Genomic DNA, 23,412 nt, shown 5'->3' on the forward strand with positions numbered 1-23,412 from the left:
AGCTCCTTATCCAGTTAAGGACAATATAGTCCGGATCTGGACAAGCGCAAGGCTTTGTACGCAAGGCGGGCGACAGGAGCACGGTCTGGTCCGGTCGGCTTCTAGCCGCGCCGGATCATTGTGCGAACGGGGCGAGGGCGCTTTGGCAGCGGGGTGAGAGCGAGGCGGCGTTTGCCTTCAGGCAGGCGATGACGTTACCGCCACCAATCGGAACGCCACGGCAATGAGTGCGAAAGTCCCGGCTGCAGGATTGGCGGATCAATGCCGCCTCCTGGCGTGGAGCCAGATTGACGGCCGGCGGCGTTGCCGCTGCAGCGGCCGGTGGTGTCTTGGCGGCTGCCGCAGGCGCTTTGGTGGCAGGTGCGGCGCCGGTGGTCTTTGCGGCCGGCTTTGTGGCGTCTCCGGCCGGTGCCGTCGCGTCTGCCGGTTGCGTGGCTGGTGCCGCGGCGCTGCCGCCAACCGCCTGCACCGCCGTACGGCAGGCGTCCGACAGCTTGGCGACGTTCTGTTGCAGGCAATTCAGCGCGGGCATGCCGCCGGGCGGTACGCTGGCGCAGTAGGTGCGATAATCGGTGGGGCAGGCGGATCGGATCGCGGATTGCTGCGCCTTGCTCGGCGTTTGCGCCATCACGGGCAAGAGGCCGAAACCGAGGATGACGGCGAAGGCCGCCGAAGCGAAGACCTGCAAGAAACGCGAAATGGGTCGAGCCATGAAGTCCTCCCAAAAGGGGAGTTTCTTACCATGAGGCTTCCGTAGCGGCAATTTGCCCGCAATCGACGCCTGGCAGCATGGATTGCCCTATCGAAACAGAGATTATTTCGTTGCGATGCCGGGACCATCCTTCGGTTCTAGGAATTCCAGCCGGTTGCCGAACGGGTCGCTGGCATAGAAGCGGTCGTAGCCGGCGAGCGGCTCGTCATCCTGGAGTGCGTGGCCATTCGCGAGCAGGCGTTGGCGGAGTTCGGCGAGGTCGTGGACGAGAAAGGCCGGATGCGCCTTTTTCGCCGGACGGAAGTCCGCCTCGACGCCGAGATGAAGCTGGCGCGACCCTGCCTGGAACCAGACGCCGCCGCGCCGGGCCAGATTGGCCGGCTTGGCAAGCTCGGCCAGGCCGAGCAGGTCGCCATAAAAGCCGCGCGCCGCGTTCTCGCAACCCGCCGGCATGGCGAGTTGTACATGGTCGATGTCGACGATCGGCATTCGTCGCTCTCCGATAGGCTGGAAATATCCGGGGCGCGGGCTGCGCCCCGGAAATTCCGTCTTCAGCCGTCGATCTTGAACACGTTTTCCGCCACGCCCGCGACGTCGAGCTCGACGGCGAACAGGCCGCCGGCCAGGCGCTCGAGCGGGCCGTCGCCGCCCTGGGCGGTGGTGATGTAGAGCGTCTTCAAATCCGCGCCGCCAAAGGTGCAGTTGGTGATGTTGGAGACCGGCATGTCGAGAACGCGGTCGACCTTGCCCTCGGGCGAGATGCGGACGATGCAGCCGCCATGATAGCGGCAGTTCCAGACATAGCCTTCGCTGTCGATCTGCGAACCGTCGGGCGAGCCGCGCTCAAAACCCGAAAACCAGACGGTCTCACCGGAAACCGCGCCCGTCGCCGGGTCATAGTCGAACGACCAAAGCTCGTTCTTCATGGTGTCGCCGGTGTAGAAGCGGTTGCGTGACAAGTCCCAGCACATGGTGTTGGAAATGCCGATATCCGACTGGATCGTTTCGCTGGCGCCATCCTTGGTCACGCGGTAGAGGCCGCCCAGCGCCGGGCCGGTGATGTCGACGCCCGAACCATCCGGCGCGACATTGTTGAACATCGAGCCGACGACGAGATTGCCGAACGGATCCGGCCTGCCGTCATTCAGCCGTGCTTTCGGTGTGTTTTTCTCCGGAAAGGCGAAGTCGGCGCGCGCGTCATTGGCGGGCTGCCAGAGAATTACCTTCGAGCCGAGCGCGAGAATCAGCGTATCCGCCCGGTCGGTCAGGCCGATGGTGGTGACGGGCTCGTCGAACAGCCAATTCTGCGTCGTTTTGGTCGCAGGATCGTAGCGATGAACGAGGAAACGATTGATATCGGTCCAATACACAACCTGTTCGGCGGCGCTCCACACCACACCTTCGCCGCAACGATCGCCCGCGGGCACAACGCAAACCGGATCCGCCATCGACATTTCCCCTTTACCCCGCCGGAGCGGGCCTCGTCCAACTCACTGAAATCGCATAGCGTGGCGCGAACACCACCACACGCGAATCTTGTCGCAAAGTTTTTATTTCGATGCTCTAATTTTTTCCCTCAACTTATGTAGCGGAATTGATTAGGACACAGGGCAGACCAGTTGAGGTCCGGCTGACACCGGAAAGAGGGATTTCATGACCAGTCGTATCATCGCCGTCGACCCCTTCGATCTCGTCGTCTTCGGCGCTACCGGCGATCTCGCTTATCGCAAGCTTATGCCGGCGCTCTACCACCGCCATCGTGACGAGCAGATTCCTTCCGTCGCGCGCATCATCGGCGTTTCGCGCCGACCGATGAGCGACGACGAATACCGGAAGCTGACCGAAGCGGCGCTGGAGAAGTTCGTGCCGGTCGAGGAGCGTGAGCCGGAGCAGGTCGCCTCGTTCCTGAAGCGCATCACCTATGTCTCCGTCGACGCCACCGCGGAAAAGGCCGGCTGGCCCGATCTCGCCAAGGCGCTGGAAGGCGGCAAGGATCGTATCCGCGCCTTCTATCTCGCCGTGGCGCCGGATCTGTTCGGCATCATCTGCGAAGGCCTCGGTGCGCATCACCTCGTGACGCCGAAGACCCGCGTCATCATCGAGAAGCCGATCGGCAAGAGCCTTGCCTCCGCCAACGAGTTGAACGACTCGATCGGCAAGGTGTTCAAGGAGAGCCAGATCTACCGCATCGACCATTACCTCGGTAAGGAGACGGTGCAGAACCTGATGGCGCTCCGCTTCGCCAACGCTCTGTTCGAGCCGCTCTGGAACGCCAACCACATCGACCACGTGCAGATCACCGTCGCCGAGAGCCTCGGCGTCGAAGGTCGTGCCGGCTATTACGACACTGCCGGCGCGCTGCGCGACATGGTGCAGAACCACATCCTTCAGCTCGTCTGCCTCGTGGCCATGGAGCCGCCCAGCCGCTTCGACGCCGACGCGCTGCGCGACGAGAAGCTGAAGGTGCTGCGCGCGCTCAAGCCGATCGTCGATGGCGATGTCGAGACCGTCACCGTGCGCGGCCAGTACAAGGCCGGCGCTTCGGCAGGCGGCCCGGTTCCGGGTTATCTGGAAGAACTCGGCAATGATGGATCCAACACCGAGACATTCGTCGCGGTGAAGGCGGAGATCGAGAACTGGCGCTGGGCTGGCGTCCCGTTCTATATCCGCACCGGCAAGCGCCTGCCGTCGCGCCTTTCCGAGATCGTCGTCAACTTCAAGTCGATCCCGCATTCGATCTTCGAAGGCGCCGCCGGCCAGCTCGCTTCCAACCAGCTGATCATGCGGTTGCAGCCCGACGAGGGCGTGCGTCTCTGGCTGATGATCAAGGATCCGGGCCCGGGCGGCATGCGCCTTCGCCATGTTCCGCTCGACATGAGCTTCGCCGAGACCTTCAAGATCCGCAGCCCCGAAGCCTATGAGCGGCTGATCATGGACGTCATCCGCGGCAACGCCACGCTGTTCATGCGGCGCGACGAAGTCGAGGCGGCGTGGAAGTGGATCGACCCGATCCTCGACGGCTGGGCCAATTCGCGCGAGGCGCCGAAGGCCTATACGGCCGGAACATGGGGACCGTCCTCGTCGATCGCCTTGATCGAGCGCGACGGGCGCACCTGGCACGAAGAAGGCGCCTGAGGATCGCGCCGCTCGCCTCCAAAACCGGCGAGCGGCCCATACTCAAAAAAATCGACCGAGCGGGAATCCCTCTCCCGCTCCCGGAGGGGTTCCGTTGAGGGGTTTGGAGTGAGCAGGCGCCACCCTGCTTCTCGCCCGTTCGGACGTCCAGGAGACACCACATCATGACCATTCACCCCAAGGTCCTCGAAGTGACCGATCGGATCCGGGCTCGCAGCGAACAGACGCGCGGGCTTTATCTCGATCGCCTGGCCGCCGCCAAGGAAGCCGGACCGCGTCGTGCGGCGCTCGCCTGCGGTAACCAGGCTCACGGCTTCGCCGCCTGCGGCCCGTCCGACAAGGCTGTGCTGAAGGGCGACGTCTCGCCCAATCTGGGCATCATCACGTCCTACAACGACATGCTCTCGGCGCATCAGCCTTACGAGACCTATCCCGAGCTGATCCGCCAGGCGGCCCGCGAAGTCGGCGGCGTGGCGCAGGTTGCCGGCGGCGTCCCGGCCATGTGCGACGGCGTCACCCAGGGCCAGACCGGCATGGAGCTGTCGCTGTTTTCGCGCGACGCCATCGCCATGTCGGCGGCGATCGGCCTGTCGCACAACACCTATGACGCCGCCGTCTATCTCGGCATTTGCGACAAGATTGTTCCCGGCCTGCTGATCGCGGCGCTGACCTTCGGCCACCTGCCGGCGGTGTTCATTCCGGCCGGACCGATGACCTCTGGCCTGCCGAACAGCGAAAAGGCCCGCATCCGCCAGCTTTATGCCGAAGGCAAGGCGACCCGCGCCGACCTGCTCGAAGCCGAGAGCGCTTCCTATCATGGCCCCGGCACCTGCACCTTCTACGGCACTGCCAATACCAACCAGATGCTGATGGAGATCATGGGCCTGCATCTGCCGGGCTCGTCCTTCGTCAATCCGAACACCCCGCTGCGCGACGCGCTGACCAAGGCCGCCGCCAAGCGCGCGCTGGCGATCACCGCGCTCGGCAACGAGTTCACGCCGATCGGCGAGATCATCGACGAGAAGGCGGTTGTGAACGGCGTCGTCGGCCTCAACGCCACCGGCGGCTCGACCAACCACACCATGCACCTCGTCGCCATGGCCAAGGCTGCCGGCATCCAGCTGACCTGGGACGACTTCTCCGACCTTTCCGACGTCGTGCCGCTGCTGACGCGCGTCTATCCGAACGGCCTTGCCGACGTGAACCATTTCCACGCGGCAGGCGGCATGAGCTTCCTCATCCGCGAGCTGTTGCAGGCGGGTCTGGTGCACGAAGACGTCAAGACCGTCTGGGGCCCCGGCCTCTCGAGCTACACCGTCGAGCCGAAGGTCAACGAGGCGGGCGTCATCGAGTGGCAGGAAGGGGCGAAGGTTAGCCTCGACGAGAAGGTGCTGGCTCCGGTATCCAAGGCCTTCCAAGCATCGGGCGGCCTCAAGGTGCTGGAGGGCAATCTCGGCCGCTCCGTCATCAAGGTCTCGGCCGTGAAGCCGGATCGCCACGTCATCGAAGCGCCGGCTCGGGTGTTCCACACCCAGGACGCGCTGATCGACGCGTTCAAGGCCGGCGAGCTGACGCATGATTTCATCGCCGTCATCCGCTTCCAGGGTCCGCGCGCCAACGGCATGCCGGAACTGCACAAGCTGACGCCGACGCTCGCCGTGCTGCAGGATCGCGGCCTCAAGGTGGCGCTGGTCACCGATGGCCGCATGTCGGGCGCATCCGGCAAGGTGCCGGCGGCGATCCACGTCACGCCGGAAGCGGCGGCCGGCGGCGCCATCGGCAAGGTGCATGATGGCGACATCGTGCGGGTCGATGCGGTGGCGGGAACGCTGGAAGTCCTGGTCGACGCCGAGACTTTCGCGGCACGCGAGCTTGCGGTGGTGGATCTTGCCGGCAACGAGTTCGGCATTGGCCGAGAGCTCTTCGCCATGTTCCGCGCCAACGCTGCCCCGGCCGAGCTGGGCGCTGGCGTATTCTAGGGGCGCGCAGGCGGTGTCTCGATAAAGGCGATAAGGTAAGTCGTGTATTCGTGATCAACGTCTTGATCTCATCGTTGCGAGATCAAGACGTCATTCGCGCCAAGGGGCGCGAAATCTGAAGTTCTGCAATCGGCCCACTCGAAATACGCACGCACCGCTGTGTGTACGGGCAACAGTGGAATGTTTTTCCGCCGTACTTCCAGAGATTGGAATGCGTGCCGTCGTCTTCCGTCGGGCAAGTCTCTACAAAGTCTGCAATCGTTCCAGACTTCGCGTGGTCCTTTCTTCGGACCGCGCTCAGGGAGAGACGGATGGCCCCGATCCATCGTTCGGTTCAGCGCAAGCTCGGCACGTTTCCCGCCTTTCACAAGGTCGAGGGTCGTCGGGTCGTGATCGTCGGTGGCGGTGGCGAAGCGGCGGCCAAGATTCGCCTGCTTTCCGAGACGAGCGCCGATCTCGTCGTCTTCGCAGTCGAGCTGGAGGCTGAAGCACAGCGCGATCTCGAAGCCGCTGGCGCAACGCTGGAGCGCCGGGTGCCTGTCGCTGCCGATCTCGCCGATGCGGCGCTCGTCTTTGCCGCGACCGGCGAACTGCAAGCGGACCGCGCCGTGCGCGATCTCGCCAAGTCTGTCGGCGTACCGGTCAATGTCGTCGATCGCCCCGATCTCTGCGATTTCTACACGCCCGCGCTGGTCAATCGCGCACCGCTGTCGATTGCCATCTCGACGGAAGGTGCGGCCCCGGTTCTGGCGCGGCATGTGCGCGCCCGCATCGAGGCGATGCTGTCGCCGCGCCTTGGCGATCTCGCCGATCTGGCCGAACGCCTGCGGGGGCAGGTTGCGGCGAAGATCGGCACAGGCGAGGGGCGCCGTCGCTTCTGGGCGCATTTCTTCACCGGTCCGACCGCTGCCAAGGTTCTGGCCGGCCAGATCGAAGACGGCGCAACGGATGCGATCGCGGATATTGATCGCGCAGCCGAGACGTCGAAAACAACCAGCGTCGGCCATGTCAGCCTTGTCGGTGCGGGGCCGGGCGCGGAAGACCTGCTGACGCTGCGCGCGCAGCGCCTGCTGCAGGAAGCCGACGTCATCGTCTATGACAAGCTGGTGCCGGACGCGATCGTCGCCATGGGCCGCCGCGATGCGCTCAGGATCTATGTCGGCAAGGCCAAGGGCGCGCATGCCGCCAGCCAGGACGAGATCAACGCCATCCTCGTTCGCGAAGCCTCGGACGGCCGCCGCGTCGTGCGGCTGAAGTCGGGCGACCCGCTGATCTTCGGTCGCGCCGGCGAGGAGATGGCAGCTTTGCGCGCCGCCGGTATCCCGTTCGATATCGTCCCGGGCATCACCGCCGCCTTCGCTGCCGCCGCCGAGAACGAAATTCCGCTGACGCTGCGCGACGTCGCCTCCAGCCTGGTGGTCGCCACCGGCCACGACATGCGCGGCGATACGCTGCCGGATTGGGCTGGCCTGGCGCTCTCGGGCGCCACCGTCGCCGTCTATATGGGCCGCAGCGTCGCCACCAAGGTGGCGGGCAAGCTGATCGAGAACGGCCTGTCGCCGTCGACGCCGATCGCCGTCATCGAAAACGCCTCGCGCGCCGATCGCCGTGCCTATGCCGGCCGGCTCGACGAACTGGCTCAAATCGCCGACCGCCCGGAACTCGACGGCCCCGTCGTCATCATCGTCGGCCGCGTGGTCGCCGAGAGCGCATTGGGCGTTTCGCCGCTGCCGCTCGTGGCGATGGCGGCGTGAAGCAAAGCATCTGGAAAGCGCCATGACCGACAAGCTCATCACAGCGAACCATCTCGGCGACGGGCTCGTCGTGTTCCTGACCGCCAAGGGCGGCTGGTCCTACAAGCTCGCCGAGGCCCGCGTCATTCCCGAGGCCGAGCTGGAGGCTGCTCTCGCGGTCGCCAAGAGCCAGCACGAGGCCGGCATCGTCGTCGACCCCTACGAGATCGAGACGACTGTCGTCGAGGGCATTCCTGTCCCGGTACGCCTGCGCGAGCGCATCCGTGCTGCCGGCGGTCCGACCGTCACCTATGGCGAGGCCGAGATCGCCGAACGCGCCGCCACTTTGAAGCATGCAGGTTGAGTGATGTATCGCTACGACGAGTTCGACCATGAGTTCGTGACCGCCCGCGTCGCGCAGTTCCGCGATCAGGTCGGTAGGCGCGTTTCCGGCGAGTTGACGGAAGACCAGTTCAAGCCGCTCCGGCTGATGAACGGCGTCTATCTGCAGCTGCACGCCTACATGCTGCGCGTCGCCGTGCCCTATGGCACGCTGAACAGCGAGCAGATGCGGATGCTGGCGCATGTCGCGCGGAAGTATGACCGCGGCTACGGCCATTTCACCACCCGCCAGAACATCCAGTACAACTGGCCGAAGCTCTCCGAGATCCCTGATGCGCTGGCCGAGCTTGCCTCGGTCGAGATGCACGCGATCCAGACGTCTGGCAATTGCATCCGCAATGTCACGGCCGACCATTTCGCCGGCGCCGCCGAGGACGAGGTCGCCGATCCGCGCCCCTATGCCGAGATCCTGCGCCAGTGGTCGTCGCTGCACCCGGAATTCGTCTTCCTGCCGCGCAAGTTCAAGGTTGCCGTCACCGGCGCCGAGCGCGACCGCGCTGCGATCCAGGTGCATGACATCGGCCTGCACCTGAAGAAGGATGCCGAGGGCCGGCTGGGCTTCGCCGTCTATATCGGCGGTGGCCAGGGCCGCACGCCGATGGTCGCCAAGAAGATCCGCGACTTCCTGCCGGAAGAGGACCTGCTCTCCTATTCGGAGGCGATTCTGCGCGTCTACAATCTGAACGGCCGTCGCGATAATAAGTACAAGGCGCGTATCAAGATCCTCGTCCACGAGACCGGCGCCGACGAGATTGCGCGCCAGGTCGAGGAAGAGTGGGAGCGCATCCGCCACGGCGCGCTCAAGCTGCCGCAGGGCGAAGTCGAGCGCATCCGTGAATATTTCGCCGCTCCCGACACACTGACGGCGCTGCCGCCGAGCCCGGCGCTGGCGATCGAGCGGGCGCGCGATCCCGAATTCGACGCCTGGGTCGAGCGCAACACCCATCCGCACCGCATCGCCGGCCATGTCTCGGTGACGATCTCGCTGAAGCCCATCGGCGGCACGCCGGGCGACGCGACGGCCGACCAGATGGACCTCGTGGCCGATCTTGCCAAGCGCCTCGCCTTTGATGAGATCCGCGTCAGCCATGAGCAGAACCTGATCCTGCCGCATGTCGCCAAGAGCGACCTGAAGGCGATCTATGACGAGCTGGTCGTGGCGGGCCTTGCCACCGCCAATGCCGGCCTCGTCACCGACATCATCGCCTGCCCGGGCCTCGATTATTGCGCGCTCGCCAATGCCCGCTCGATCCCGGTCGCCCAGCGCATCTCGCAGCGCTTCGGCGACATGGAACGCCAGCGCGACATCGGCGATCTGAAGATCAAGATCTCCGGCTGCATCAATGCCTGCGGCCACCACCATGTCGGCCATATCGGCATTCTGGGCGTCGAGAAGAAGGGCGAGGAATTCTACCAGATCTCGCTCGGCGGCTCCGGCGACGAGAATTCGTCAATCGGCGAGATCATCGGACGCGGCTTCTCGACCGAAGAGATCGTCGATGCGATCGAGACGGTGGTCGACACCTATATCGCCAAGCGCGAAAGCCACGACGAGACCTTCCTTGCCGCCTATCGCCGCCTTGGCCAGGCACCCTTCAAGGAAGCTCTCTATGGGACGGCTTGAACCGGTAGCCTTCGGCTTCGACCATGAAAGCGCGGGGCTGCAGGAAGCGGCCATTCTGAATGCGCGCTTTTCCGGCCTGACCGCGCAGCAACTCGTCGCGCGCTCGCTCGACGAGATCTTTCCGGGCCGCATCGCGCTGGTTTCCAGCTTCGGCGCGGAATCGGCGGTGCTGCTGCATCTGGTCGCCTCGATCGACCGGCACGTGCCGGTCGTGTTCGTCGACACGCGGCGCCTGTTTCCCGAGACGCTTGCCTATCGTGATGCGCTGGCCGAGAAACTGAAGCTCACCGACATGCGCACCATTGCGCCGGACGCGGAAAAGCTTGCCGCGGCCGATCCCTACAAGGCGTTGTGGATGACGGACGCGGACGCCTGCTGCCATATCCGCAAGACGGAGCCGCTGGCGCGCGCCATGGAAGGTTTTGATGCCTGGTTCACCGGGCGCAAGCGTTTCCAGGCGGCGACGCGCGCGGCGATCCAGTCGTTCGAACAGGACGGCGCGCGGATCAAGGTCAATCCGCTGGCCTCCTGGGGCGTGGACGAGCTCAAGGCCTATATGGCCGAGCACGATCTGCCGCCGCATCCGCTGGTGGCGCAGGGTTACCCGTCGATCGGTTGCCAGCCCTGCACGTCGAAGGTAAAGCCCGGCGAGGATGCGCGGGCGGGACGCTGGCGGGGTCTGGAAAAGACCGAGTGCGGCATCCATCTAGGTCTTGAGAACGACGGAAGCGGCATCTGACATGAGCCTTTGGAAGAACGGATCTTTTGTCCTGGACGTGTTTCGGCGCGTCGCAGACGACGAGGCGATTGGCGCGGACGAAGCGGTGATCGTCACGCTGGGGCGTTTTCGCGCCGAGAGAGCGGAATTGCTGGCTCGCAGCGCGCCGCTTGGCGTGGTGATCGAGCCGGGCGCGGACTGGTCGGATATCGTCGATGACTTGCCGCGTCTCGCGGTGGTGGCGGCGGACCTGCCGAAGTTTGCCGATGGCCGGGCCTTTTCCATCGGCCGTCTGCTGCGCGACCGGGATGGCTTCACGGGGGAGCTGCGCGCTGTCGGCGCGTTTTTCCTCGACCAGATCCCGTTCCTGAAGCGCGTCGGCTTCGACGCCTTCTCGACCGAGGACCCGCTTGTGCTAAAGGGACTTCGCGAAGGCCGTTGGCCGGAAGTGACCGAGTATTTGCAGCCGATCGCCGATCATGGCGAAGTGCCGGCCGGAACCCGCCCCTGGGCGCGCCGGCCTTCGGCACCGGCTGTTGAGTAAGGAACGCGTTTCATGAAGATCTTCGTCACCGATCATGCCGGCGAGGAGCACGAGCTGGAAGCCCTCGAAGGCTGGCGGGTGATGGAAGTTATCCGCGACTGGAACGTCGGCATCAAGGCGGAATGCGGCGGCGCCTGCGCCTGCGCGACCTGCCATGTCTATGTCGACGCCGACTGGGTCGACCGGCTCATCCCGATGACGGACGAGGAAGAAGAGCGGCTGGACGACGCGATGGCGGTCAAGTCGAACTCGCGCCTGTCGTGCCAGCTGCTGATGTCCGACGAACTGGATGGTCTTCGCGTTCGCTTGGCTCCCGGCAGCGAGCCGGAAGAGCTGGCGGCGTAGAGGCAGCCCGGTCGCCTATTTTCCTGAGATTCGGATGCCCGCCCTACGCTCGCCGTCATCCCTGCGAAAGCAGGGATCCATTCGGCATTCGGCGGAAGGCGGCTGTATGGATCCCTGCTTTCGCAGGGATGACGGCCCGTAGGTTGGCGGGTACGCCTGTCCGCTCGCTTGCTGCAACCCCCACAGCCATCATCAACCCCCACCCACGGCCATCATCCTGAGGTGCCCGGCGCAGCCGGGCCTCGAAGGAGGGTCCAGATGTCGTCCGTCTGGTTGGCAGCAAGCCTATGATCCGGCGCGCACAGGGAGGTTCCGGAGTTTCGCTGGACCCTCCTTCGAGGCTTCGCTGCGCGAAGCACCTCAGGATGATGGGCGGGGGAAGCGGGAAGCGGGAAGCGGGAAGCGGCAGGAAGTCAGTCTCCATCGATCGATCTGCTTCGAGAAACCTTTTGCGGTCGAAATCCGGTGTCTGAAACGTGCCTTTCTCTCCAAAATTCCCTCGCGGGATCTTGATATTTAGGTCAGGCTCCGTTACCTATTTCCCTGTCGAAAAACGTTAGCCGGTGTGGTTATCCCGGCTGCCGCGAAAGCGGTTGAGTCGCTTCCCAGCGAACCCACGGCGCCTTTGATCCGGAATCCGGGTGGCGCTGTGGAACGAAATGTCTTCGTCCGCTCCACCCATTTTTATGCATGGAGCCCCCACTTGAATCCCAAGACCATTGTTATCGCGCAGTTCTTCATTTCGGGCATGATGGCCTTCATAATGACGGGCTTTTTCGGCTTCCTCCATCTCGGTCTGACCTCCGAGTGGCTGCACGAATGGGCTGGGTCCTTCGTCATCGCGTGGCCCGTCGCCTTCGTCCTCTCGCTCGGGGTCGGCAAGCTGGGATTCCTGATTGCGACCCGGATTACCGGCGAGACTGCCTGAGATCTGGCCGTGGCCGGTTCCATGGATCTAGGCCGCAGCTGTCATGGCTGCGGCTTTTCCATGCCGCCGTTTAGTCCAGCGTCCTGCGATAGCGGAACAGCGCCAGCGTGCCGACCGCGAGCCAGAAGGCAATCAGCGGCCAGACCTCGTTGACGAGATCCGTGGGACCGCTGCCCTTCAGCATGATGCCGCGCACAGAGCGGATGTAATGCGTGATCGGCAGGGCGCTGCCGATGACCTGGGCCCAGTCCGGCATGCCGCGAAACGGGAACATGAAGCCGGAAAGCAGGATCGACGGCAGGAACCAGAAGAAGGTCATCTGCATCGCCTGCATCTGGTTGCGGGCGATCGTCGAGAAGGTGTAGCCGAGCGTCACGTTGCAGCCGATGAACAGGAAGGTTACGCCGAGCAGCACGGCGAACGAGCCCATCATCGGCACATGGAACAGGATCTGCGCGCAGACCAGGATCACCGCGACCTGCACCAGCCCGAAGCCGATATAGGGCACGATCTTGCCGATCATGATTTCGAGCGGCGTCGCCGGCATCGCCATCAGGTTTTCCATCGTGCCGCGCTCGATCTCGCGCGTCAGGGCCAGCGCCGTCATCAGGATGGTCGTCATGGTCAAAATGGTGCCGAGCAGGCCGGGCACGATGTTGTAAGCGGTGATCCCTTCCGGGTTGTAGCGGCGCTGGATGACGAGATCGACCGCGGGCGGCAGTCTTTCCTGCGTCGCAAGCGGGCCGGTCAGTTCGCGCGCGAGCGCGCTGGAGAGTATCTGGGGCAGGGCGCCCAGTGCGTTCGAGGTCGCGGCCGGATCGGTGGCGTCCGCCTCAACCAGCAATTGCGGCCGTGTCCCACGCACGAGATCGCGTTCGAAGCCGGGTGGCAAGGTGATGACATAGCTGGCCGAGCCATCGATCAGCGCCTCGTTCGCCTGCGCCTCGCTGGCCAGGCCCGGCGCGATGGAAAAATAGCCCGACGCCTCCATCGCCGCGACGATGGTGCGTGTCGCCGGGCCGCTTTCGGCCGCCACCATCAGCGTCGGCAACCGCTTGGGGTCGAGATTGATGGCGTAGCCGAACAGGACCAGCTGGATGATCGGAATGCCGATGATCATGGCGAAGGTCAGCCGGTCGCGTCGCATCTGGATGAATTCCTTCACCATCAGCGCGACGATCCGGGAAAGCGAGAAGCCGGCGCTCATGATGCCTTGCCGTTCGCAGATCTATCGGCGGCCTGCGCCGTCTGCATCAGGCGGATGAACACGTCCTCGAGGCTGGTTTCGCCCGGTTCGGCGACGGCGTCGGAGCCGGCCTCGGCCAGCGCCGAGTCGACAGCCTGCTTCAGCGCGGCGGGATCGGGCCCGACGACATGCAGGTCATTGCCGAACGGCGCCGCCTGTTCGACGCCCGGCTTTTCCCGCACCGCCTTGGCGATCACGCCGACATCGCTGCCGCTGACCACAATGGTGGAAAGCCCCGAACTCTCGATCACCTCGGCGACGGTGCCGCGCGCAACAATCTTGCCATAGGCGATGTAGATGATGCGGTGGCAGCGCTCGGCCTCGTCCATGTAGTGGGTCGAGACGAGCACGGTCAGTCCGTCGCTGGCGAGGTCATGGATTTCGTCCCAGAATTCGCGCCGCGCCTGCGGGTCGACGCCGGCCGTCGGCTCGTCCAGCAGCAGCAGTTTCGGCTGGTGCATGACCGAGGCTGCCAGCGCCAGCCGCTGCTTCCAGCCGCCGGAAAGCGACCCCGCCAGCTGGTCGCGGCGTTCATAGAGGCCGAGCCGTTCCAGCGTCCTGTTCACGGTCGCAGCGCGATCGGACAGGTCGTAGATCCGCGCCACGAAATCGAGGTTTTCGCGGATGGTCAGATCTTCGTAGAGCGAGAAGCGCTGCGTCATGTAGCCGACCTGCCGCTTGATCCTGTCGGCATCCCTGAGGATGTCCATGCCGAGGCAGGTGCCGTTGCCGCCATCGGGACGGAGCAGGCCGCAGATCATGCGGATCGTCGTCGTCTTGCCGGAGCCGTTCGGGCCGAGGAAGCCGACGATCTCGCCGCGCCGGACATCGAGCGAGACATCGTCGACGACGGTCTTGTTGCCGAAGCGCTTGGTCAGGCCGTGAATGTCGATAACGACGCTTTCGGGCCTGTCGGACGCCATCCTATTGCTCCGCCGCCATCAGCCGGACATCGACGGGCTGGCCGGGATCGAGCCGCCGGGCCTCGCCCTCGGGCTTGGCCTCGACGCGCAAGACCAGCTTGGCGCGGCTCTCCTTCGAATAGATCACCGGCGGGGTGAACTCGGCCTCGGTGGCAATGCTTGCAACGGTGGCGCTCAGGCCGTCGGCGCAGCCGTCGCAGAGGATCTTTACCCGCTGGCCGGGATGCACGGAGGAGCGCGTTGCTTCCGGCACGTAGAACAGGATTTTTCGCGCCCCCTCGGGCAGGAGGGAGACGACGGCCTGGCCCGCCGGCACGAGCTCGCCGATCTGGTAGAAGACCTCCTCAATACGGCCGGAGGCGGTGGCGGCCTGCTTCCGCCGCGCCAATTTCGTCTCGGCGGTGGTCACGGCGGCGGCGAGGGCTGCGACCTGCTGCTCGGCCGCGACGATCAAGTCGGGCCGGGCCGGCAGGTTGGCGACGGACCGGTTCTCCTGCGCCACGCGCACACGGGCGGCGGCGGAATCGAGATCGGCTTTCGACTGGTCGAGCGTCGCGACCGCGACGACGGCTCGCTTCGAGAGGTCGCGATTGCGATCATAGGACTTCTGCGCGACCGTCAGCGTCGCCTCGGCATCGGCAAGCTGCGCGTCGAGCACCCGGATCTCTTCCGGCCGCTTGCCGGTCAGGAGATCGGCGAGGCTCGCCTTGGCCTGGGCGAGTTGCGCCTTGGCCTCGGCGAGGGCCGAGGTCTCGTCGCGATCGTCGAGCGTGAAGAGCGTGGCGCCGGCCTTGACCGGGTCGCCGCGCTTGACCGCAAGCGTGGTCAGCCGGCCTGATGCTTCCGCCCCGACCAGCACATAATCGGCATCGACATAGCCATGCAGCAACGGGTCACGCGCGCTGTCGCCGCAGCCGGCCAGGAGCAGCAGCGCGACGATCCAGGGCGCATGGCCTGCCCGCATGTCATCCCTCGTTGATCAGCGTCTCTCCGACCAGCAGATCGATGTGCTCGGCGACGACGCGGCGAATCTGATCGCGGTCGCCGCAGGCCAGCGTATCGCGTCCGAGCTTCTTCGCCACCATGGGGCGGGCGACACAGAAGATCACGAACTGGCCCGAGATCGCAAAGGAGCGGAACGTCGCTTCTTCCGAGTGGGGATCGAGGTTCAGCAGGAACGCGATCAGCTCCGTCGTCGTGCTTTGGCACTTCATCATGAAGTCGTAGATGACGTCGAAGGTGGAGGAGGGCTCCATCTGCTCGCGCATGATGAAACGGCCCCAGAGTTCGGCCTCGGCCTCCCCCAGCATGGAATCGATATGGACGTCGATGATCCCCTGCAGCAGGCTCCGCGCGGTCGGACGGTCAATCGATCCGGTCAGCGCTTTCGCGGCTCGGTCGATGCTGTCGCCGATGCGCGATTCCATCTGCTCGACGACATATTCGGCGACGGCCTTGTGCAGCGCGTCCTTGCTGCCGAAGTGATAGACGATGGCCGCGAGATTGGCGCCGGCGCGCTTGGCGATGTCGCGGGTAGCCGCGCCTTCGAAGCCATAGCGACCAAACACGTCGAGCGCGGCGATCAGCAGGTTGTGGCGCGTCTCGGCGCCGCGATCCTGGCGGGCGCGACGGTAGTGTCGCGAGGCGGGTAGTGCCGGCTCTTCGGCGCGTTCGAGCCCGTCGAAGACAATTGCTTCGATCGGGCTCGCGTCGAATTCCGATCGTTCCATCGTGACCGCTTCCGCATTCATCCTGGCATGACTCCGATTTATTCCGCCCCGCTAGCAAAATCATGCAACCGGGCGGCGTAGTCAATCGATCGAATGAATTTATGCCAGACTATAAATTTTTGCGAAGGCCTTGCGCGACGACTCCTGCCTCACCAAGGGAAACAGAGCGAAACAGCGGGAAACATTGAGCAACAAATGACGACGCGCAAAAGCGGTTTGCGCGCCGGTCGTGGCTGCCCCGTTCGAAATGGCGTCCAGCCGTTGGCGATCGGAGCGCCTGTCGGTTGTGTCGGTGGCTCCGGAAGCCGGGCCGCGAAAGCCTTCGCAACCCGGCGTTCGCGGCTTCAGCTGGTGGTGACGATTCCCTTGGCGACCAGCCAGTCGACAGACTCGCGCACCGCCTCGAAGGACGAGTAGCGCGGCTGGTAGTCGAGGTGGCGCTTTGCCTTGTCGATGCTGCAGTTCGGGCTGCGCGAGATGTGGTCGAGCGTCTGCTCGACGATCTCCGCGCTATGGACCTGCTTCCATTGGTCCCAAGGCAAATAGGCGAGCTTCGCCTCGTGGCCGAACCACGACGACACCGTCTCGGCATAGCCGCGCAAGGTGACCGCCTGCGACGAGACCGTGTGAAACGCCTCGCCGACCGCCATACTCCAATTGCCGATAGCCTTCATGAACATCTGCGCCACGTCGTCGGCATGGACGTGATGCACTGTCTCGAGCCCGAAATTCGGCAGCACCAGTTCCTTGCCTTGCGCCAGCGTCGAGAACACGGCCGGATCGAAATGGCCGGCCGGGTTGAGTGGCGCCCAGCCGGGGCCGACGATGTGGCCCGGATGCACGATCGTGGCCGGAAAGTCGTTCCGCTGCGCCTCGTGCATCAGATAGGCTTCGATCGCTGCCTTCTGGGTTCCGTATTCGCCGAAGGGACGGCGCGCGACGGTCTCGGGCGTCGGCACCGCGACGCTTGGACCATGCACCCAGATCGTGCCGGTATGGAGGAAATGCTCGACCCGACCGCGCAGCGCATCGACCAGCAGTTGCGCGCTCGGTAGGGTGAAGCAGATCATGTCGATGACGATATCGGGCCGGAGATCGCTGATCTTGGCCCCAAAGGTTCCGGCGCGGTCTTCCGCCTCGCGGTCGAGCGTTACCGTCTCGACCTGCGACCAGGCGGCGTTTGGCTTGTAGGCCTCGCGCTGGCCGCGCGCGACGTTGACGACCTCGAAACCTGCCGCGACGAGTCTCGGCACCAGATAGGTGCCGACATGGCCGCTGCCCCCGATCACGATCACGCGCGTCATTCTTGTCTCCCCGGATTTGGTTGCCCTGATGTTAGCGTAAGCGCCTTGGCGCGCCAGAGGGCCTGCGCGCCCCAAAAGGGTTGTCGGCCTGTTTATGTGGGGGTGTCGCGGGTGCTATCGTTTCGGTTCCGCCGTCCGTAGGAGTTCCACATGACCGCTTGGCCCGATCGACGCATTCTGGACCTGTTCGGGATCGAGCATCCAATCCTGCTGGCGCCAATGGCGGGCCCTGGCACGGCGGAACTGGCGATCGCCGTGGCGGAAGCGGGCGGGCTCGGGGCGCTGCCCTGCGCGACGATCACGCCGGAACAGGCGCGCAGCGCCCTCGACGCATTTCGCGCTGCGACGTCCAGGCCGGTCAATCTGAACTTCTTCTGTCATCGCAAGCCGGAGGACGATCCGCAGCGCGAGGCCGCCTGGCGGGCGCGCCTGGCGCCCTATTACCGCGAACTCGGCCTCGACCCGGCGATGCCGGTGGCGCCGTCCAACCGCGCGCCGTTCGACGATGCTTTTTGCGAGGTGGTCGAGGCCTACAGGCCGGAGATCGTCAGCTTCCATTTCGGCCTTCCGGAGCCGCGGCTGCTCGACCGGGTCAAGGCGACCGGCGCGAAGGTGATCGCCTCGGCAACGACGGTGCGCGAGGCGCGGCATCTGGAGGCCGAGGGCTGCGACGCCATCATCGCCCAGGGATTCGAGGCGGGCGGCCATCGCGGCATGTTCCTGACCGCCGATGTCTCAAGCCAGATCGGCACCTTCGCCTTGGTGCCGCAGGTGGTGGATGCGGTTGGCGTTCCGGTCATCGCGGCCGGCGGCATCGCCGATGCGCGCGGTGTCGTCGCGGCGCTGGCGCTCGGCGCGTCGGCGGTGCAGATCGGCACGGCCTTCCTGCTGTCGCCGGAAGCAAAAATTCCGTCGCAGCATCGCCGTGCGCTGGAAACGGCCGAAGCCGACGAGACGGCTATCACCAATATCTTCACCGGCCGTCCGGCGCGCGGCATCATCAACCGGCTGATGAGCGAGCTTGGGCGACTGGCCCCCGACGCACCGGCGTTTCCACTCGCCGGCGGCGCGCTGGCGCCGTTGCGCGCCGAGACGGAGCCGGTCGGCTCGCGCGATTTTATGTCGCTCTGGTCCGGCCAGGCAGCGCGTCTCGCCAAGCCGATGCCGGCGGGCGATTTCGTCAGGACGCTGGCGGCCGAGGTGCTGGCGAAGGTCCGGTGAGGCCAGAGCGAGATCGATCTTCTTTGGAGCATCCTCACCTCTCCCTGAGGGAGAGGTCGACGGCCGCAGGTCGGCGGGTGAGGGTTTACGGTCTCACCGGATGGTTCCCTAAACCCTCTCCCGGCTCTTCGAGCCGACCTCTCCCTCAGGGAGAGGTGAAAGGTCGGAATCGACCCAGATGGAACTTGCTCTAGTTCTCGCTCTCCCTCGGAGGCACCACCCTCGACATGCTGAGGAGGCCCGGAGGGCCGTCTCGAAGCACGCACTGAAGTGCAAGACCGAAGCGCCGCGCTGCATTGCCCCTGTGCGTCCTTCGAGACGGCTTTCTACGAAAGCCTCCTCAGGATGATGGGAATGGGTGTCTGGCAGTGTGGCCGGCAGCCCCTGAACTGGCTCATCCAAGCCCAAGAGCCATAGAGGACAAAAAGGGCGGACGAAGCCGCCCTTGCGTGGCGTGAAGTGCCAAACCCTCAGTGCGTGTTCGGCCCGAGTGCGTGCGCCAGTTCCTCGTCGGACATGCCGGTAATAACCCGCTCGACCGCCTCGACCGTCGTCTTCTTCGGGTCGATGTCATCGGCCACCACCTTGCCGCGTCGCATCACGACGATGCGGTCGACGACCTGGAAGACGTGGTGGATGTTGTGGGCGATGAAGATGCAGGAGTGGCCCGAATCCCGCGCCCCGCGCACGAAGCGCAGCACGCCCTGCGTTTCCGCGACGCCGAGATTGTTGGTCGGCTCGTCGAGGATGATCAGGTCGCTTTCGAAATGCATGGCGCGGGCGATCGCCACCGCCTGCCGCTCGCCACCCGACAGGGAGCCGATCGGCGTTTCGGGCGGGATGTTCTTGCTGATGCCGACCTGCTTGAGCAGGTCGCGGGCGACCTGGTTCATCATCTCGTCGTCCATCCGGTTCAGGAAGCGCGGGCCCTTGATCGGCTCGCGCCCGAGGAACAGGTTTCTCGCGATCGAGAGCTGCGTCACCAGCGCCGAGTCCTGGTAGATCGTCTCGATGCCGGCGGCGATGGCGTCGGTCGTCGACTTCATCTCGACCTTCTTGCCGCGCACATAGATCGAACCGCTTGTGAGCGGCACGGCGCCCGAAAGCACCTTGATCAGCGTCGACTTGCCGGCGCCATTGTCGCCGAGCAGGCCGACGATCTCGCGCTCATTGACGGTGAAGGAGACATTTTCCAGGGCCTGGATGCGGCCATAGAACTTGCTGACATTGTCCATGCGGATGAGTGGTTCGCTCATGATCTCATGTCCCCGCGTGGTGGCGGCGTTCAAGCCACGAATGCAGGGCCATCATGCCCAGGATGATGGCGCCGATGAAGATGTTGTAGGCGAGGCCCGGCACGCCGATCAGCACGATGCCGTTGCGCATGACGCGCAGGATGAAGATGCCGAGCACGGTGCCGATGATGGTGCCGCGACCGCCTGTGAGCGCCGTGCCGCCGATGACGACCATGGCGATGACTTCCAACTCGTAGCCCATGCCGCTGTTCGGATTGGCGGCGGAGGTGCGTACCGACGAGATGATGCCGGCGAAGCCTGCGAGCGTCGAGCAGAGGATGAACAGCGCCACCTTGGTGCGGTCGACCTTGACGCCGCGCGCCCTTGCGGCGCCCGGATTGCCGCCGGCGGCCTGGATCCAGTTGCCGACGCGGGTGCGGTTCAGCACATAGCCGAGGATGATGACGGCGGCGATGAACCAGAACAGCGACATGTAGATCCGGAACGGGCCGACATAGAAATCACCGACCAGCACCTCGGCCAGCCAGTGACCGCCCGCGTCCCATGTGCGCTGCGGGAAACCGTTGGTGATGAACAGCGCCGTTCCGCGCACGACCAGCAGCATGCCGAGCGTGACGAGGAAGGATGGAATCTTGAGCTTGGTGACGAACCAGCCATTGACCAGGCCGATCAGCGCCGCCGTGACGATGGCGATGATGAAACCGATCTCCATCGGCATCATGCCGCCATTGACGAAAGTCCACATCAGCACCGGCGTGAAGCCGAACACCGAACCGACGGAAAGGTCGAATTCGCCCGAGGTCATCAGCAGCGTCATGGCGAGCGCGATGAGGCCGAGTTCGACGGTGAAGGCGAGCGTGTTGCCGATGTTGAGCGGCGACAGGAACTCGGGATTGATCGCCCAGAAGACGAAGAGTTCGAGGGCAAGAAGAATGAAAGGGCCGAATTCGGGCCTGGCGATCAGGCGTCGCAGCATCGGGGATTTCCTTGAGGCTCAGACCGTCGATGCCGCGGAGGCGTCGGATGTCACACGCTAGGGAGCCGCGCACGCGAGATCGCGGCGGCAGCAGCTCATGCGGAAGGATAAGGGCATTCGCGACGGATGCCGTCGCGAATGCCCAGGATGCGGGAGCCTACTTGCCCGAGAGGATGTCGTCGTAGATCTGCGCGGTGTCCTTTTCGTAGAGGGCGCCGGTGATCACGTTGAAGCCGGGAGGAATGCCGCCGGCTGCCATGTTGGCGAGCGAGAGGGCGACATAGGAGGTCGCCTGCGGGTCCTGCCACTGGGCGGCGTTCACATAGCCCTGCAGCACTTCCTGGGTGGTGTCGAGCGAGTTGCCCCAGCCGACGACCGGGATTTCGCCGGCCTTGACGCCGACCTGGTCGAACACGCGCTTGATCGAGCCATTGACCAGATCGCCCATGCCGATGATCGCCTTGATCTTGGCGCGGTTTGTGGTCAGGTAATCCGACATGCGGGTGATGATTTCGCCCTGGTCGAGCGTCGTGTCGGTGACTTCCCAGGTGATGCCGAGCGGCTTGAAGACGGAGGCGATGCCTTCTTCTTCCTGCACGCCATAGGTGGCGCCGGGAACTTCAACCGGCATCCAGACGAAGTCGCCTGACTTCACATGGCCCTTGTCGACCAGATACTGCGCCCAGGCCTTGCCGAACACGACGTTGTCGCCGCCGACATAGGCGTCGAACGAAGCCTTCGGGTCGGGGGTGTTGAAGTTGATGATCGGGATCTTGGCGGCGTTGGCTTCCTTGGCGATCTCGACGAGGCTGCCCGGATCGGGGCTCGACGTGACGATGCCGTCGGCCTTGGCGGCGATGGCGGCGCGCAGGGCTTCCTGCTGCGAGGGCACGTCATTGCCATGGAACGAGGTATTGACGGTGTTGCCCGTATCCTTCGCCCACTGCTGCGCACCGGCGAGGAAGTAGGTCCAGACCGGATCGGCCGGCGTGCCATGCGAGACCCAGTAGAAGGTCTTCGCCTGGGCTGCGGCCGGAATGGCCAAAGCGAGCATCGCGCCCGACAGAAGTATCGTCAGCTTTTTGAACATGGTCGTCCTCCCGTTGAACTTTTTCGTTCGTGGACCACGGCTATGGCTGCCGCTTCGCCGCTTTGCACGGCGCGCTTGCGGCCCGGTCGAGAGGGTTTCTCGCCATGGCCGCAGCGGTCTCGGAGTGGAGACTGACACAACTAACGCAGGCGTCAACCGGCGCTGCGACAGATTGTCCAAAGAAATGACATCGCTGTCATCGGCAGGGCGCAAAGGTTTTTTTGGCCAGCCCGCCAAGAGCGGCAGCCCATGCGGCCTGAGATCTCAGATCCTGTCGCGCAGGGCGTACCAGCTCATGCCGGCGACCAGCGCCGGCCAGCGCAAAAGCTTGCCGCCCGGGAAGCGCGGGCAGGGCAGGGAGGCGAAGGCGTCGAGCTTGCCGGGGTTGCCGAGAATCGCTTCGGCGAGGATTTTGCCGCCGAATGGCGCCAGCGCGACGCCCTGGCCGGAATAGCCGGATGCCGCGTAGACGCCGCTGCGCACCTTGCGCAGGAAGGGCAGGCGGTTGACCGTGACGGCGAGCGTGCCGCCCCAGGCGTGGTCGATCCGCGTCCGCTCCAGCTGCGGATAGATTTTCAGCAGATGCCGCCGCACGAAGGCGAAGATGTCGGCCGGATCGGAGCGCGAATAGGTCTCGCCGCCGCCGAACAGGATGCGGCCGTCCGGCGTCGGTCGCCAGTAATAGACGACGAAGCGCGAGTCCGAGACGGCCTCGCCGCCGGGGATCAGGCCACCCGGCCCGCCGGCGCCGATCGGCTCGGTGGTGAGGATGAAGTTCTTGATCGGCATCGCCCGGGTTTCGACCTCCTGGTCGATGCCGTCGAGCAGGCCGTTGCCGGCGAGAATGATGGTTTCGGCCTTGATCCGCCCGCGCAGCGTTTCGATCACCGGCGTCTCGCCGTCGACGAGCTTTGTCGCCGCCGTGCCTTCATGGATGCGCGCGCCCGCCTTGGCGGCGGCGCGGGCGAGCCCCTGTGCGAATTTGAGCGGGTGCAGATGACCGGCCGTGCGATCGAGCCGGCCGCCGAAATAGCTGTCCGTGCCGATCATCGGCGCCAACTGCTCGCGGTCGATCCATTCGGCCGGGGCATAGCCATAGTCGCGGTTCAGCTTTTCGACATAGTGGCGCTCTTCGTCGACGAGGCGCGGCTTGTGAACCGTCTCGATCAGGCCGGGCCGCCATTCGGCGTCGATCTGGTGCTTGTCGATCAACTGATGGACGAGCGCCTTCGCTTCTTCGGCAAGGCCCCACAGTTCATGCGCCGCCGGTTTGCCGAGGCGCTTTTCCAGAAAATCCTGGTCGCGGCGCTGGCCGGTATGCAACTGGCCGCCATTGCGCCCCGAGGCGCCCCAGCCGATTTTTTCGGCCTCGATCAGGACGGTGTCGATGCCCGCTTCGGCCAGATGCAGCGCCGCCGACAGGCCGGTATAGCCGCCGCCGACGATGACGACATCGGCGCGCGTATCGCCGTCGAGCGGCGGAAAGGCGAGCGTCTGGTCGGCGGTATCCGCATACCAGGAAGGGGCGTGCGGCTGGCTCATGCGC

The 23,412-nt window shown here is 64.9% G+C and carries 22 protein-coding genes; 10 read left to right on the forward strand and 12 right to left on the reverse strand.

All coding sequences use genetic code 11. The features are described 5' to 3' along the window. Window positions 1-115 precede the first annotated feature (115 nt). The 3 genes from OSH12_RS12820 to OSH12_RS12830 all read right to left on the reverse strand — a co-directional run bounded on the left by OSH12_RS12820 (window position 116) and on the right by OSH12_RS12830 (window position 2,166). Complete coding sequence (locus tag OSH12_RS12820; protein WP_266343959.1) at window positions 116-712, reverse strand: cysteine rich repeat-containing protein; 597 nt, start codon at window positions 710-712, stop codon at window positions 116-118. Between the two features lie 102 nt (window positions 713-814). After that, window positions 815-1,201, reverse strand: coding sequence for a VOC family protein (locus tag OSH12_RS12825; protein WP_266343960.1), 387 nt, complete (start codon window positions 1,199-1,201; stop codon window positions 815-817). 62 nt (window positions 1,202-1,263) lie between these two features. Continuing rightward, on the reverse strand, window positions 1,264-2,166 hold the full coding sequence (locus OSH12_RS12830; RefSeq protein WP_323180649.1) for an SMP-30/gluconolactonase/LRE family protein: 903 nt from the start codon (window positions 2,164-2,166) through the stop codon (window positions 1,264-1,266). A 199-nt stretch (window positions 2,167-2,365) separates the two neighbouring features. On the opposite strand from OSH12_RS12830, the gene zwf reads away from it, so the two are divergent. The 9 genes from zwf (at window position 2,366) to OSH12_RS12875 (ending at window position 12,120) form a co-directional block, all read left to right on the forward strand. After that, complete coding sequence (gene zwf / locus OSH12_RS12835; RefSeq protein WP_266343962.1) at window positions 2,366-3,847, forward strand: glucose-6-phosphate dehydrogenase; 1,482 nt, start codon at window positions 2,366-2,368, stop codon at window positions 3,845-3,847. A gap of 164 nt (window positions 3,848-4,011) precedes the next feature. Beyond that, window positions 4,012-5,826 (forward strand): phosphogluconate dehydratase, encoded by a 1,815-nt coding sequence (gene edd / locus OSH12_RS12840; RefSeq protein WP_266343963.1) that lies wholly within the window; start codon window positions 4,012-4,014, stop codon window positions 5,824-5,826. A gap of 311 nt (window positions 5,827-6,137) precedes the next feature. Further along, entirely contained in the window at window positions 6,138-7,580 is a 1,443-nt protein-coding gene (gene cysG / locus OSH12_RS12845) for a siroheme synthase CysG (RefSeq protein WP_266343964.1), read from the forward strand. Between the two features lie 22 nt (window positions 7,581-7,602). Then, window positions 7,603-7,923 carry a DUF2849 domain-containing protein gene (locus OSH12_RS12850; protein ID WP_266343965.1) on the forward strand — a complete coding sequence of 107 codons (321 nt, stop codon included), beginning with the start codon at window positions 7,603-7,605 and terminating at the stop codon, window positions 7,921-7,923. 3 nt (window positions 7,924-7,926) lie between these two features. Further along, a complete protein-coding gene (locus OSH12_RS12855; protein WP_266343966.1) occupies window positions 7,927-9,585 on the forward strand; it encodes a nitrite/sulfite reductase in 1,659 nt (552 codons plus the stop codon). Further along, entirely contained in the window at window positions 9,572-10,324 is a 753-nt protein-coding gene (locus tag OSH12_RS12860; RefSeq protein ID WP_266343967.1) for a phosphoadenylyl-sulfate reductase, read from the forward strand. Before OSH12_RS12855 ends, OSH12_RS12860 begins: the two co-directional genes overlap by 14 nt. A gap of 1 nt (window position 10,325) precedes the next feature. After that, window positions 10,326-10,847, forward strand: coding sequence for a DUF934 domain-containing protein (locus OSH12_RS12865; RefSeq protein WP_266343968.1), 522 nt, complete (start codon window positions 10,326-10,328; stop codon window positions 10,845-10,847). A gap of 12 nt (window positions 10,848-10,859) precedes the next feature. Beyond that, window positions 10,860-11,192 (forward strand): 2Fe-2S iron-sulfur cluster-binding protein, encoded by a 333-nt coding sequence (locus OSH12_RS12870; protein WP_266343969.1) that lies wholly within the window; start codon window positions 10,860-10,862, stop codon window positions 11,190-11,192. Between the two features lie 703 nt (window positions 11,193-11,895). Then, window positions 11,896-12,120: a DUF2798 domain-containing protein gene (locus OSH12_RS12875; protein ID WP_266343970.1), complete on the forward strand. Its 225-nt coding sequence runs from the start codon at window positions 11,896-11,898 to the stop codon at window positions 12,118-12,120. Between the two features lie 70 nt (window positions 12,121-12,190). Here OSH12_RS12875 and OSH12_RS12880 read toward each other — a convergent pair whose 3' ends face one another. The 5 genes from OSH12_RS12880 to OSH12_RS12900 form a co-directional block, all read right to left on the reverse strand. Continuing rightward, window positions 12,191-13,327, reverse strand: a complete 1,137-nt coding sequence (locus OSH12_RS12880) for an ABC transporter permease (protein WP_266343971.1) — start codon at window positions 13,325-13,327, stop codon at window positions 12,191-12,193. Further along, entirely contained in the window at window positions 13,324-14,289 is a 966-nt protein-coding gene (locus tag OSH12_RS12885; protein WP_266343972.1) for an ABC transporter ATP-binding protein, read from the reverse strand. Before OSH12_RS12885 ends, OSH12_RS12880 begins: the two co-directional genes overlap by 4 nt. A 1-nt stretch (window position 14,290) precedes the next feature. Beyond that, on the reverse strand, window positions 14,291-15,253 hold the full coding sequence (locus OSH12_RS12890) for an HlyD family secretion protein (RefSeq protein ID WP_266343973.1): 963 nt from the start codon (window positions 15,251-15,253) through the stop codon (window positions 14,291-14,293). A gap of 1 nt (window position 15,254) precedes the next feature. Beyond that, the gene (locus OSH12_RS12895; RefSeq protein WP_266343974.1) at window positions 15,255-16,019 is read right to left on the reverse strand and encodes a CerR family C-terminal domain-containing protein; all 765 of its coding nucleotides are present in this window, start codon (window positions 16,017-16,019) and stop codon (window positions 15,255-15,257) included. A 344-nt stretch (window positions 16,020-16,363) separates the two neighbouring features. Continuing rightward, on the reverse strand, window positions 16,364-17,323 hold the full coding sequence (locus OSH12_RS12900; RefSeq protein ID WP_266343975.1) for an NAD-dependent epimerase/dehydratase family protein: 960 nt from the start codon (window positions 17,321-17,323) through the stop codon (window positions 16,364-16,366). A gap of 150 nt (window positions 17,324-17,473) precedes the next feature. On the opposite strand from OSH12_RS12900, the gene OSH12_RS12905 reads away from it, so the two are divergent. Beyond that, a complete protein-coding gene (locus OSH12_RS12905) occupies window positions 17,474-18,544 on the forward strand; it encodes an NAD(P)H-dependent flavin oxidoreductase (RefSeq protein ID WP_266343976.1) in 1,071 nt (356 codons plus the stop codon). A 470-nt stretch (window positions 18,545-19,014) separates the two neighbouring features. Here the strand turns inward: OSH12_RS12905 and OSH12_RS12910 are convergent, their stop codons facing one another. The 4 genes from OSH12_RS12910 to OSH12_RS12925 all read right to left on the reverse strand — a co-directional run bounded on the left by OSH12_RS12910 (window position 19,015) and on the right by OSH12_RS12925 (window position 23,408). Further along, on the reverse strand, window positions 19,015-19,800 hold the full coding sequence (locus OSH12_RS12910; protein WP_266343977.1) for an ATP-binding cassette domain-containing protein: 786 nt from the start codon (window positions 19,798-19,800) through the stop codon (window positions 19,015-19,017). A 4-nt stretch (window positions 19,801-19,804) separates the two neighbouring features. Beyond that, a complete protein-coding gene (locus OSH12_RS12915) occupies window positions 19,805-20,776 on the reverse strand; it encodes an ABC transporter permease (RefSeq protein WP_266343978.1) in 972 nt (323 codons plus the stop codon). A gap of 157 nt (window positions 20,777-20,933) precedes the next feature. Further along, entirely contained in the window at window positions 20,934-21,866 is a 933-nt protein-coding gene (locus OSH12_RS12920) for a substrate-binding domain-containing protein (RefSeq protein WP_266343979.1), read from the reverse strand. Window positions 21,867-22,130: 264 nt separating this feature from the next. Next, window positions 22,131-23,408, reverse strand: a complete 1,278-nt coding sequence (locus OSH12_RS12925) for an NAD(P)/FAD-dependent oxidoreductase (protein ID WP_266343980.1) — start codon at window positions 23,406-23,408, stop codon at window positions 22,131-22,133. Window positions 23,409-23,412 lie beyond the last annotated feature (4 nt).

It is taken from the genome of Kaistia terrae, from assembly GCF_026344005.1.
GTDB lineage: Bacteria > Pseudomonadota > Alphaproteobacteria > Rhizobiales > Kaistiaceae > Kaistia > Kaistia terrae.